The organism is Paraburkholderia sacchari (assembly GCF_000785435.2).
Taxonomy (GTDB): Bacteria; Pseudomonadota; Gammaproteobacteria; order Burkholderiales; family Burkholderiaceae; genus Paraburkholderia; species Paraburkholderia sacchari.
The window spans coordinates 1-12,957 of the sequence record NZ_JTDB02000011.1 but is presented as its reverse complement, the minus strand read 5'-3'; the positions used below and the strand labels follow the sequence as shown (position 1 = coordinate 12,957).

The following is a 12,957-nucleotide window of genomic DNA, read 5'->3' as shown; positions in this document are numbered from 1 at the left end:
GCCGTCCATCGCCGCGACGGCGCCATGCTTCGCATCAGCAAGCGGACCGCCGCAACGCCTGCACGGTCCGCCACAACCCACGGAGGAGCACAGATGAATAGAAGAGAGATGCTGTCCTTGCTGGCCGGTACCGCGCTTGCATCGGGTATGGGCGCTTCGTTTTCTTCGGCGGCGCTCGCCGCCGGGTCGAAGGGAGAGGATGGGGCAGCGGGAGCGGGCGAGCGCTTTGCCATGGGGGCGGACCTCTCGACATTGCTGGAACTAGAGGCGAACGGCGCGCGCTTCTACGACCACGGCAAGGCCGACGACTGCCTGCACATCTTCAAGCGCCACGGCCTGGACGCCATCCGCATCAAAGTCTGGAACGACCCTGGCAATCCTGATTATTTCCCCGCGGACCAAAGCCCGAAGACTGGATACAACAACGCGCAGCATGTGCGCGTGCTTGCCCGGCGCGCGGCCGAACTGGGATTGCGGGTGCTGATCGACTTCCACTACAGCGACTGGTGGGCCGACCCCGGCAAGCAGTACCCGCCGCATGCGTGGGCGGGCAAGAATCTCGCGCAGACCTGCGATCTGCTCGCCGACTACACCTCCAGCGTGCTGCGCATGCTGCGCGAGGACGGCGTGCGGCCCGAATGGGTGCAAACCGGCAACGAGATCACGGGCGGTATGCTCTGGCCGCTCGGCAAGTACGACCAGTGGGACAATCTCGCGACGCTGCTGAAAACGGCGCACGATGCCGTGAAGTCAGTCGACTCGCGAATCAAGCACATGCTGCATATCGACAGCGGCGGCAATAACGCCACAAGTCGCTGGTGGTTCGACAGCGCGGTGCAGCGCGGCGTGAGTTTTGACCTGATCGGCCTCTCGTACTACCCGCAGTGGCAGGGTTCGCTCGACGACCTGCAGAACAACGCGAACGATCTCGCGACGCGTTACGGCAAGGACATTGTCGTGGTCGAGACCGCCTACCCGTGGACCACGAGCGACGGCGATTCCGAACCTGACACGATGACCAACACCGGCACGCTCACGTTTGCGCCCACGCCCGAGGGGCAAGCGCAATTTTTTGCAGCGCTTACGAAGGTCGTGAAGGGGATTCCCAACGGGCGTGGCAAGGGCGTTTTCTGGTGGGAGCCCGAATGGATACCCACGCCCAATGTGGGCTGGAAAGTGGGGACGGGCGATCAGTGGGACAACAACACACTATTCGACTTCCAGGGGCGCGCGTTGTCGTCCATCGACGTATTCAAGCTAAACCGGTGACGATGCTGGCTGGCTGTTGCGTGTCTGGCCCAACTCGAACGAGAAGTCGAGGCCTACTGCCGGCCGCCTGCGCCCATAGCCGCCGTCGATGAAAGGCATCACGCGCGGCGGCGGCGCCTTCGATTTTCCGGATGAATCGGGTTGGGGAAGGGTGAGATTGTCGACCCTGGCGCTGTCGAGGACGTTGCGCGCGGCCTTGATCGAAACGCTGGAGCCGTTGAAAAACGCTCCGCTAAGGGCGCCGCCCGCGGCGCCGGCTTCCTGCGCCTGAGCAAGCGCCGGAGCCAATAGCGCTGCGCACGCGATCATCGCGTACAGCGTCAATTGCCTCGTATTGCTAAACGAATCCACCACATGTCTCCTGAAAGCCGGGAAGCGCTGGCAGCGGAGCTGCTCCGGCAGATTCGACTTTACGCCGGGAGTATACGAGTCCATTAAACGAAATGCAGTCATTTCAGGCGTTAATTGTCGCTTTCCCGCAACCGGTATTCGAGCCCCGTAAATGGAACAGCGCACCGGCAAATGTGGCACTAAAAATGCTGCGATGCGGCGCGCCACGCCATTCAGCACCGCACGCGAAGCGCACATCCAGACCCTTTCCAGCGTGAGGCCGGTGCATAATGGACTCCCGCCGATGCAGTCCATGGCCGTCCTTTCTGGAGTCCGCCATGCAAGTGAGAAACGAGGAATTCGTCACCCATCTGCTCTCCGATCTAGTGGAATTCGCGTGTGAGCGTTTACCCGAATCCACTTTCCAGATCGTCGAACCTTTTCTGAGGCATTACTACGACTTCGTCGACGCCGAAGACCTGCGCAGCCGCAGCGTGGCCGATCTTTACGGCGCCGCCATGGCGCACTGGCAAGCGGCGCAGCGCTTCGTGCCGGGCAGCGAGCGCATGCGCGTCTACAACCCGATCCTCGAGCAGCACGGCTGGCACTCCGACCACACGGTGATCGAGATCGTCAACGACGACATGCCGTTTCTCGTCGACTCGGTCTCCATGGCCGTCAACAAGCTCGGGCTCGCGCTGCATTCGGTGATGCATCCGGTGTTTCGGATCTGGCGCGGCAAGGATGGCGCAATCGTGCGGGTGGACGTGGGCGGCGCGGGCGCGGACGATGGTCAATCGCAGCTCGCCTCGTTCATCCATTTCGAAGTCGACCGCTGCGGCGATGCAGCAAAACTCGAAGAATTACGCAGTTCCATCGCCAAGGTGCTAGGCGATGTGCGCGCTGCGGTTGAGGACTGGCCGAAGATCGTGGAGGTGGTGCGCGCCACGATCAAGAGCATGAAGGCGCGCGAAAGCAGCGCCGAAGACGTCGAATCGCGCGCGTTTCTCGAATGGATGGCGGCCGACCATTTCACGTTCCTCGGCCAGCGCGACTACGCGCTCGTCGAGCATGGCGACGGCTTCGCCCTGCGCGGCGTGGAAGGCTCGGGCCTCGGCATCCTGCGCGAGTCGCTGCGCGTGCCCGGCGCGCCCGACGTTACCCCGCTGCCCAGCGCGGCGACGGAAATCGTCGCGGGCGCGTGGCCCATCTTCCTGACCAAGGCGAACTCGCGCGCAACCGTGCACCGCCCCGGCTATCTCGACTATGTGGGCGTAAAGCTCGTGGGGCAGGACGGCAAGGTGTGCGGCGAGCGGCGCTTCTTGGGGCTCTACACCTCCACGGCCTACATGGTTTCCAGTTCCGAAATCCCCATCGTGCGCCGCAAATGCGCAAACATCGTGCGGCGTGCGGGTTTCCTGCCCAAAGGGCACCTGGGCAAATCGCTCGTCACCGTGCTCGAAACCTGGCCGCGCGACGAACTCTTCCAGGCCGACGAAGACGACCTTTTCGATGTCGCCATGGGCGTGTTGCGCTTGCAGGAACACCAGCGCACGCGTCTGTTCGTGCGGCGCGACCGCTTCGACCGTTTCGTGTCCTGCCTCGTGTACGTTTCGCGCGACAAGTACAACACGGATCTGCGCCTGCGGGTTGCAAATCTGCTCAAGGAAGCGTTCAACGGCGAATCGGTGGAATTCACACCGCTGCTTTCCGAGTCGGCGCTCGCGCGCATTCATTTCGTAGTCCATTCGAAAACCGGCACGATGCCGCAAGTGGACACACGCGAGCTGGAGGCGCGGCTCGTTCAGGTCACGCGGCGCTGGCAGGACGATCTGGCCGACGCTTTGCTCGACGCATTCGGCGAAGAGCAGGGCACGCGGCTCCTGCGCCGCTACGCCGATTCGTTTCCCGCTGGCTACCGCGACGACTATCCGGCGCGCACGGCGGTGCGCGATATCGATCTGATCGAGCGCGTGCAGGGCACGCGGCGCATTGCCATGAATCTCTACCGGCCCATCGAATCCGGACCGCGCGCGTTCCGCTTCAAGGTGTACTGCACGGGCGAAGCCATCGCGCTGTCGCGCAGCCTGCCGATGCTCGAACATCTGGGCGTGCGCGTGGATGAAGAGCGGCCATACGTCATCGAAGCGCCAGGCTGCGACCCTGCCTGGGTGCACGATTTCGGCCTCGAACTCGCAGATGACGCGGAGTTCGACATCGAACGCGTGAAAGACCTGTTCGAAGACGCATTCGAAGCCGTGTGGACCGCGCGCATCGAGAACGACGACTTCAATCGCCTCGTGCTGCGCGCCTATTTGAGCGCTCGCGAAGTCACCATTCTGCGCGCGTATGCGAAGTATCTGCGCCAGGTGGGATCGACGTTCAGCGACGCCTATATCGAGCGCGCGCTCACTGGCAACCCGGCCATCGCGCGCCAGCTCGTCGAGTTGTTCGTCATCCGCTTCGATCCCGTGGTCGACGATGTGGGAGAAGCGCGTGAAGCGCGCGCCGAGCGCGCGCTCAAAGCCATCGAAAGCGCGCTGGACCAGGTGCCCAATCTCGACGAAGACCGCATACTCAGGCAATTTCTGGGCGTCATCAACGCGACGCAGCGCACCAACTATTACCGTCGCGATGCGGACGGCGCGCCGCTTGCGTCACTGTCGTTCAAGTTCAATCCGGCAAAAGTGCCCGGGCTGCCCGAGCCCAAGCCGATGTTCGAGATCTGGGTCTACTCGCCGCGTGTGGAAGGCGTGCACCTGCGCGGCGGCCGGGTTGCGCGCGGCGGCCTGCGCTGGTCCGACCGGCGCGAGGATTTCCGCACCGAGGTGCTCGGCCTCATGAAGGCGCAGATGGTGAAGAACGTGGTGATCGTGCCGGTGGGCTCGAAGGGCGGCTTCGTGGTGAAGAATCCGCCGCCGCTCACCGACCGCGAAGCGTGGATGCGCGAAGGCGTGGCGTGCTATCAGACCTTCCTGCGCGGCCTGCTCGATCTCACCGACAACCTCGTGAACAACGCGATCGTACCGCCGCCCGACGTGGTGCGCCACGACCCCGACGATCCGTATCTGGTGGTCGCGGCGGACAAGGGCACCGCGACCTTCTCCGACTACGCCAACGCAATTTCGCACGAATACGGCTTCTGGCTCGACGACGCCTTTGCTTCGGGCGGCTCGGTGGGCTACGACCACAAGAAGATGGCGATCACGGCGCGCGGCGCGTGGGAATCGGTCAAGCGGCACTTCCGCGAGATGGGCGTGGATACGCAGTCGACCGACTTCACCGTGGTCGGTATCGGCGACATGTCTGGCGACGTGTTCGGCAACGGCATGCTGCTCTCGCCGCATATCAAGCTTGTTGCCGCGTTCGATCATCGGCATATCTTTCTCGACCCCAATCCCGATCCGGCAACGAGCTTCGCGGAACGCAGCCGGCTCTTCGCGCTCGAGCGCTCGAGCTGGGCCGACTACGATCCCGCAGCCATTTCGGCGGGCGGCGGCGTGTTCGCGCGCACCGTGAAGACCATTCCGCTGTCGTCCGCCGTGCAAAGCGCGCTTGGCATCGAAGCGGCCTCGCTTCCGCCAACCGAATTGATTCGCGCGATATTGCTTGCGCCGGTCGATCTGCTCTACAACGGCGGCATTGGCACCTATGTGAAGGCCGCACGCGAGACACACGCCCAGGTAGGCGACAAGGCGAACGACGCAGTGCGCGTGAACGGCGCGGAACTGCGCTGCAAGGTAGTGGGCGAGGGTGGCAACCTGGGCGTCACGCAGTTCGGCCGCATCGAATTCGCCCAGCGCGGCGGGCGCATCAATACCGACGCCATTGACAATTCAGCGGGCGTCGACTGTTCGGACCACGAAGTCAACATCAAGATCCTGCTCGGCCTCGTGGTGGCCGATGGCGAGATGACCATGAAGCAGCGCAATACGCTGCTCGCCGACATGACTGATGAGGTAGGGTTGCTCGTGCTCAGCGACAACTACTACCAGACCCAGGCGCTCTCGATTGCCGGGCGCTACAGCGCGGAACTACTCGACGCGGAAACGCGGCTCATGCGCTGGCTCGAACGCGCTGGCCGCCTGAACCGCGCCATCGAGTTCCTGCCGACCGACGATGAAATCGCGGAACGCCAGGCCGCGAAGCTCGGCCTCACGTCGCCCGAGCGCGCCGTGCTGCTCGCCTACAGCAAAATGTGGCTCTACGACGCGCTGCTCGAGTCGAACGTGCCGGAAGATCCGCTCGTTGCCAACTTACTGATCGATTATTTTCCGAAGCCGCTGCAGCAGCGCTACAGCGAACCGATGCAGCGCCATCCGCTGCGCCGGGAGATTCTCGCGACCCATCTGACGAACGCACTCGTGAACCGCGTGGGCTGCGCGTTCGTGCATCGCCTGATGGAAGAAACCGACGTCCAGCCCGGCGACATCGTGCGCGCATGCATTATGGCGCGCGACGTGTTCGACCTGAACGATGTGTGGCGAGACATCGACGCGCTCGACAATCGCGTGCCCGACGACGTGCAGGCACGCATGTTCGTCGACGTTGCGCGGCTGCTCGAACGCGCTGCGCTCTGGTTCCTGCGGCATCTGCAGGCGGGCGCGGTGGACAGCGAAGGCGCGTTGCTCGCGCGTTGCCGCGACGCGGCGCAGCGGCTCGCGCCGCAATTGCCGGCGCTGTTGCCCGCTGGCGATCTCGAAGCGTTGTCGGCGCGCCAGGCGGCGCTCGTGAACGCGGGCGTGGAAAGCGCGTTGGCGGTGCGTGTGGCCAGCGGTGAAATTTCCATCGCGCTGCTCGATATCGCCGATGTGGCGGCGGCGTGCGACCGGCCGCTCGAGCACGTGGCGGCAGCGTATTTCGCGCTGGACATGCGCCTGAACTACGGCTGGATCGGAGAACGCGCGGCGGCACTGCCTACGCCCACGCACTGGGACACGATGGCGCGTGCAGCCGCGCTTGCGGAGGTGGCGCGCCTCAAGCGCGCGCTCACCACGAACGCGCTTGCCGCCGCGCCAGACAGCGCCGATGCGCAAGCCCTCGTGGATGCCTGGTGCGAACAGCACGAGGCCGCGCTCGAACGTTACGGACACCTGCTCACGGAGTTGCGTGCGACGAGCGGCGTGAGCCTTGCCGTGCTGCTGGTAATCGTGCGCGCGATGGCGGCGCTGGAGCGATCTTGAGGTGCTAGACAACTCGCGGGAACCGTCGGCTCAATGCGGGTGGTTCCCGTGAAGCATTCTCGAATTGGCGCTGCGCCAGTCAATCAAGCCGACCGCATTTTATAATCGGAATTCAATGTAAATCCACATCCAAATTATTTCGATAACTAATAAATATGGATCGTCGGCGGAATCTATGGGTGAATTATTGTGCGCGGCTAGCCGGGTGAAGCTCGATCCCGATACTTATAGAGCTTGCGACATGTTGCATCGAAGGAAAGACCTTGCCCTCGAAAAACGTATCCCTTGCTGAGAGTGTGTAAAACTCAGTGAAGGAGGAAGGAATGATGGGCAACCCGAGAGCGCGGTACACATTGGAATTCAAGATTGAAGCGGTGCGCATGGTGCGTAATGGCCAGAGCCAGGCGGCGACGGCGAAGATTCTGGGCATCAGTACGCAGACGCTGAATGCATGGATCAAGGCCGACGATGCGGGCAAGCTCAATGGGGCGGGCAAACAGGTGTCGGCCGAGCAGATGGAAATTGCCCGGCTGCGCGCCGAGTTGGCCCGCGTGAAGATGGAGCGCGATATCCTGGGAAAAGCGACGGCGTACTTCGCGAAGGGGTCGGTGTGAAGTACGCGTGGATCGAACGACACAGCCGGCAATGGCCGGTTTCCGTAGCCTGCCAGGCGCTGGGCGTCAGCCCCAGTGGCTATCACCGACGCAAGGCTGTTGATGTCGATCCCGAGCGGCCGCGCCAACGCATTAGCAACGACGCACTGCTGGTCCACATCCGTGCCGTGTACGCCGAATCCAAAGGCGAATACGGCTGGCCGCGCGTCTGGAAAAAGCTGCTGGCTCAAGGCATCCGCGTGAGCAAGGACCGGGTTCAACGGCTCATGAAACTGCATGGCGTCAAGGCGCGCACCAAGCGCCGGTTCAAGGCCACGACCGATAGCAGACACAATCTGCCGGTCGCGCCGAACCTGCTGCAGCGTGAGTTCTCGCCGGCCAGGCCTGATCTGGTCTGGACGACAGACATCACGTACCTCTGGACCGACGAGGGCTGGTTGTACCTCACCGTCATCCTGGACCTGTTCAGCCGTCAGGTCGTGGGCTGGTCGCTCAAGCCGCACATGCGCACCGAGCTGGTTTCTGACGCGTTGCGTATGGCGTGGTTCCGCCGTCGCCCCGAGGTCGGCCTGATCCTGCACAGCGACCGTGGGAGCCAATATTGCAGCGATGAATTCCAGACCCTGCTCAAGGGCTACGGCATGCGTTGTTCGATGAGCCGCAAGGCCAATTGCTGGGACAATTCGCCCACCGAGAGCCTGTGGGGATCGCTCAAGCAAGCGCGCATTCACGGCCGGCGCTTTGCGACGCGTCGCGAGGCGATGGACGAGGTGATTGATTGGTTGAGCTTCTACAATCATGGGCGTCTGCACTCGACGTTGAACTACGTCAGTCCTATGCAGTTCGAGAGAAGTTGGTACGCTGCACAGCGACAGCAGGCGGCATAACGAACGCTCAGTTAGCGGATACGAAATTCGCGGGCAACCTCACGGCCGGCGCTTTGCGACGCGTCGCGAGGCGATGGACGAGGTGATTGATTGGTTGAGCTTCTACAATCATGGGCGTCTGCACTCGACGTTGAACTACGTCAGTCCTATGCAGTTCGAGAGAAGTTGGTACGCTGCACAGCGACAGCAGGCGGCATAACGAACGCTCAGTTAGCGGATACGAAATTCGCGGGCAACCTCAGAATCCTGTTCGGACTCGGAGATAGCTGGCCAAATGAGGGGTCCGCCATCTTCTTCGATGAGTTCGTCCAGGAGGGTTTCCACCGGGAGGGCAAGGCGATCGGGATCTTCATGGCGGCTTCGAATCATTTCGCCGCCGAGCATCCAGATGTGATCGCGGTGCCGAAGCAATGTCTTGCGTGCGTATCCCAAGGTCAGGAGATAGCGGCCCCTGAATCCCCGGTCGAGGATGTGCTGGATGACTTCAATGAGGCAGCGATTTTCACGCTGATTGTGCATGGCATCCGTGGCGATGGCGTAGACGCGGTCGCCACCTTGCCGGTCATGGCCGAATGTGGTGGCAAGTCCCGTAGCACGCCAGTCCATGCCAGGCTTTGAGCCATTGCCCCAGTCGGTCAGCTCTGCCGCTTCGTCCAGTGCGGAGCACAGGCAGTATCGTGCCTTTTCGATGTGTTCCGCAGGCAGCCTGAGTTCACCGCAGACTTTCCCGAACATCCGGAGGTGCTGTACCAGCCACAGCCGATACCGGGCAACACCGGCCGGATGGAGTTCGGCGGGCGTATTCGCAAGTGCATCCAGCAGCGGGCGCGCGGCTTCGAGCAGGGGATTGGCTGCGCCTTCGGCCGCGCGCACGCGTGCGCGATACGACACCACAGGATCGGCGTCATATCGCGGTTCTGGCGAGGCGGTTGTCGCGCTCATGGGATCGTATCCGGAGATGGGCTCGATCAATGCGGGCTGGCTGGCGCCATGGGAAGCCCCGCGGCAGGCAGGCCCGGCGGCGGTCCGCTGTCGGCGAGACCAAATACCGGCATCGAGCTTGGGCAGCGGAACGTTCTCAGGACATCGCTGGTGAGCGGGTTGGCAACGCTACCGGTGCTGTCGATATCGAGCACGGCCTTGCGCCCGTCAAAATCGAAGGCCACGCGTGTCTTTCCCGGTGTGGCCGTCTCCACGACGTGCCCCTTTGCCAGCAGGCGCATCAAGGCCCAGGGACCATCGGTTGAGATCGTCGAAGTGTCGGGACGGATACGCGGGTTCGCTCGCCCGTTACGCGGTGTTCAACACGGACCTGCGCGACACCAACTCGGTCGGCCAGGGCTCACAGAAAATCCAGCTGTCCAACCTGCGGCTGCGTCTCGTGCCCGAAAAGGAAATGACCGATGCATGGATCGGTCTTGCGCTCACGCGTGTCAAGACCATCCGCGCCGACGGCAGCATTGTGCTCGACGACACCCTCGTGCCGCCTGTCTCAGCCTACGGCGCAAGCAGCCTGCTCGAGAGCTGGCTTGCGAAAATCCATGACCTCACCCGTCTGCGTGCCACGGCGCTCGCGCAGCGTCTGACCGGTGCAGACGGCAAGGCCGGCACCGCGGCCGAGGTGTCGGACTACCTGCTGCTGCAAACACTCAACCGCTACGAACCGCTGTTACAGCATCTGCGGCGCGTGCCGACCACGTCGCCCGCGGACCTCTATGCCCTGCTCATCAGCATGGCGGGCGAGCTGTCAACTTATGTCCGCACCACGACGCGCCGGCCTCTCGATTCGCATCCGGCATACCAGCACACGGCACCGCACCTGTGTCTGAAGCCGGTCGTCGATGACACCCACCAGCTGCTCAACGCCGTACTCGTTCGCAGCGCGCAGAGCATCGAACTGACGGATGCCGGCTACGGCATGCGCAATGCCGTGGTGGATCCGGCGGAAATGCATGGGTTCACCTCGGTCGTGCTCGCGGTCAGCGCCGCGATGCCGCCCGATACGCTGCAGCAGCAGTTCGCTGCACAGGCCAAGGTCGGTCCCTCCGAACGCCTGCCTGATCTCGTGCGGGGTCACCTGCCAGGTATCACGCTGCAGGCATTGCCGGTGCCACCGCGGCAGATCCCGTTCAATGCGGGCTACATCTACTACGAACTCTCACGCGCCGGTCAGCTCTGGGAAGACGTCGAACGCCGTGGCGGTCTGGCGCTGCACATTGCGGGGGAATTCCCTTCGCTGAAGCTCGAATTGTGGGGCATTCGCGGGTAACGACGGGCATGACAAAGGGCACCACAAAGGGCAACAGCGTGCCCGGCCCGACCTGAAAAGCAGACAAGGAAATGCAGGAATGCCACAGGCAACGATAGATCCGGTGGGGCAAGTCCCGGACGTCAACGAAATCCAGGCAACGCCCCGCCGCGAATTGCCGCCCGGCGAGTCTCTCACGACACGTCTTGCGGCCATCAAGGCCGCGGACAATCCGTTGCTTGAGGCCGCGCGCCCCCTGCTGCGGGCGCTGGCTGACATGCCGGAGCATCTCGATCATGAGCGGGTTGAGCAACTGCGCGACCTGCTGGAGCAGGAAGTGCGTGCCTTCCAGAAGCTGTGCGAGCAGACCAGCATCCGGCGGGACCACATGCTCGGCGCCCGCTACTGCCTGTGTACCGCCATCGACGAGGCGGCCATGCAGACCACCTGGGGCAAGAACAGCAAGATGCCCGTACAGCCCGGGCTGAGTCAGCGTGGAAAGGATGCGGGTGTGGCAGCCTCGGGTATGAACACCCACGACGCGGGTGTTGAATGGGTGACCCGTGGGATGGCCACGATCTTCCACGAAGACCGGCAGGGCGGTGACAAGGTCTACCTCCTCATCGGCCGGCTGATGTCCGATCCGCAGGAGCATCTTGACCTGCTCGAAGTGATCTACCGCATCCTGAGCCTGGGCTTCGAAGGCCGCTACCGTTTTGAAGCGGGCGGCCACCGCAAGCACGAAGCGGTGCGTCAGCGCATCTACAACGAAATCATGGCGAGGCGCGGCATCGTGCCCGTCGCCCTTTCGCCGCACTGGCAGTCCGACGTCAAGGGTCGACGAGCGTCGTTCTACGACTTCCCGGTGTGGATCACGGTAGCCCTGCTTTCGATCATCCTGCTTGGCTGCTTCGGCTGGTTCAAGTATGAACTGCTGGGTCGCAGCGCTGAGGTCCAGAAGCAGATTGCCGACATTGGACACATGACGCCGCCACCGGCGCCACCGGTCCTTCATCTGAAGACGCTGCTCAAGGACGAAATTGCCGCGGGCCCGGTCAGTGTTGACGAAGACACGCATCACAGTTCGGTGACGTTCCGCGGCGATTCGATGTTCCCGCCCGGGGGTGTTTCCGTCAAGGCGACGATGGGCCCGCTCATCGCGAAGATTGCTGCCGAGATTGCCAGGGTACCCGGCAAGGTTTCGGTGCTCGGCTATACCGACAACGTGCCGATCCGAAGCCGCCAGTTTGCATCGAATGACGCATTGTCCGAAGAGCGCGCCACGCAGGTCATGCAGATGTTGCAGGCCGCAGGTGTGCCGGCAAGCCGCCTGGAGGCCATTGGCAAGGGCGACGCCGACCCGGTGGCTGACAACAGCACGCCCCAGGGTCGTGCACAGAACCGACGTGTCGAAATCACGGTCGCGGAATAACGGAACCATGAAAGCAGTCTGCATCCAGGCATGAAAAAATTCCTGTCGTTTCTGGTCTCGCGCCAATTCCTCGCCTTTCTCGCGCTGATTGTTGTCGCGCTGGTGATCTGGTTTGTCGGACCCTTTGTCGCATTCGGCGGCCTGAAGCCGCTCGCAGGCGCAGGCATGCGTGTGCTCGTCATCGCGCTGCTGCTCGCGGGCGTCCTGCTCTGGCTGGTCCGCTGGTCAACCAGCCCGGTCGTCGTGGCGTTGCTGTGCCTGCTGATCTGGTACGCGACGCCGCTGCTCACGTTTGGCAAGGCCCAGCCCTTCGCGCCGGAGTCGGCACGCATCATCGCCATCGCGGTCGTGCTGTTCATTTTCGCCGTGTACTGGCTCTTCCGCCTCTGGCAGGAGATGAAGAGCAACCGTTCGCTGGTCGACCGGATGCTGACGTTCGGTGGCAAGAAGGAACCGTCGCCTGCCGCAGCACAGCTGAAAGAGGTCGGCGGCATCGTGGCAGACGCCCTCGCCCGCCTGAAGGCGATGCGAACCGGTGCGCGCGGGATCGGACGTCTTTTCCAGGGCAAACGCTACCTGTACGAATTGCCGTGGTATATCGCGCTCGGCTCGAAGTCTTCGGGCAAGACAAGCGCCCTGCTGAACGCGGGTCTCGCGTTCCCGGTTGCCGAACAGATGCAGCGTGCCGCAGGCGCCGCGCAGAAGCCAACTGCCAACGTCGACTGGTGGCTCACCAACGATGCGGTGCTGATCGACACGGCTGCCCAAGTACGACACTACTACTTTGCTCTTACACAAAATGTCCCGGCCAGATACAGATGTCCGACTCCCGGCTCAATAGAAATGTCCGGTTTTAATGAGGTTTGCTTCTGTCTTTCCCGGGTTTTATCTCCTTTCCGTGTTGAAGGATAGCGTCTGAAGCAGCAGGGCGTTTGTGTCCATTCAGCGAGCCCTGGCAGTCCGCCGGACAGGTTTTGAATCTGGCTTTGGCGCC

General features: G+C 62.9%; 6 protein-coding genes and 4 pseudogenes. 7 read left to right on the top strand and 3 right to left on the bottom strand.

The annotated features are described in order from the left end of the window. The first annotated feature begins 93 nt into the window (after nucleotides 1–93). The gene (locus NH14_RS27995; protein ID WP_035534002.1) at nucleotides 94–1,269 is read left to right on the top strand and encodes a glycoside hydrolase family 53 protein; all 1,176 of its coding nucleotides are present in this window, start codon (nucleotides 94–96) and stop codon (nucleotides 1,267–1,269) included. On the opposite strand, the gene NH14_RS27990 is transcribed toward NH14_RS27995, so the two are convergent. Then, on the bottom strand, nucleotides 1,258–1,914 hold the full coding sequence (locus NH14_RS27990) for a hypothetical protein (protein ID WP_152617323.1): 657 nt from the start codon (nucleotides 1,912–1,914) through the stop codon (nucleotides 1,258–1,260). The genes NH14_RS27995 and NH14_RS27990 overlap by 12 nt on opposite strands. Nucleotides 1,915–1,937: 23 nt before the next feature. On the opposite strand from NH14_RS27990, the gene NH14_RS27985 reads away from it, so the two are divergent. From NH14_RS27985 to NH14_RS27975, 3 genes and pseudogenes are all read left to right on the top strand, one after another. Beyond that, nucleotides 1,938–6,782, top strand: coding sequence for an NAD-glutamate dehydrogenase (locus NH14_RS27985; protein WP_035534006.1), 4,845 nt, complete (start codon nucleotides 1,938–1,940; stop codon nucleotides 6,780–6,782). 326 nt (nucleotides 6,783–7,108) lie between these two features. After that, a protein-coding gene (locus NH14_RS27980; RefSeq protein ID WP_152617377.1) for an IS3 family transposase occupies nucleotides 7,109–8,283 on the top strand; the annotation gives its coding sequence in 2 pieces (ribosomal slippage) (nucleotides 7,109–7,358 and nucleotides 7,358–8,283; 1,176 coding nt in all). A gap of 40 nt (nucleotides 8,284–8,323) precedes the next feature. Continuing rightward, nucleotides 8,324–8,482 (top strand): annotated as a pseudogene (locus NH14_RS27975) (IS3 family transposase); the annotation flags it as partial. 11 nt (nucleotides 8,483–8,493) lie between these two features. On the opposite strand, the gene NH14_RS27970 reads toward NH14_RS27975, so the two are convergent. Together NH14_RS27970 and NH14_RS27965 are read right to left on the bottom strand one after the other, a co-directional pair. Next, nucleotides 8,494–9,225 carry a DotU/TssL family secretion system protein gene (locus NH14_RS27970; RefSeq protein ID WP_168727165.1) on the bottom strand — a complete coding sequence of 244 codons (732 nt, stop codon included), beginning with the start codon at nucleotides 9,223–9,225 and terminating at the stop codon, nucleotides 8,494–8,496. 26 nt (nucleotides 9,226–9,251) lie between these two features. Beyond that, a pseudogene (locus tag NH14_RS27965) lies at nucleotides 9,252–9,566 on the bottom strand (type VI secretion IcmF C-terminal domain-containing protein); the annotation flags it as partial. Between NH14_RS27965 and tssK the strand changes: the two are divergent. From tssK to NH14_RS27950, 3 genes and pseudogenes are all read left to right on the top strand, one after another. Next, nucleotides 9,557–10,552: pseudogene (tssK, locus tag NH14_RS27960) on the top strand (type VI secretion system baseplate subunit TssK); the annotation flags it as partial. The pseudogenes NH14_RS27965 and tssK sit on opposite strands and share 10 nt — an antisense overlap. A gap of 79 nt (nucleotides 10,553–10,631) precedes the next feature. Next, nucleotides 10,632–11,963 (top strand): type VI secretion system protein TssL, long form, encoded by a 1,332-nt coding sequence (gene tssL / locus NH14_RS27955; RefSeq protein ID WP_035535412.1) that lies wholly within the window; start codon nucleotides 10,632–10,634, stop codon nucleotides 11,961–11,963. A 30-nt stretch (nucleotides 11,964–11,993) separates the two neighbouring features. Continuing rightward, nucleotides 11,994–12,770: pseudogene (locus NH14_RS27950) on the top strand (type VI secretion system membrane subunit TssM); the annotation flags it as partial. Nucleotides 12,771–12,957: the final 187 nt, after the last annotated feature.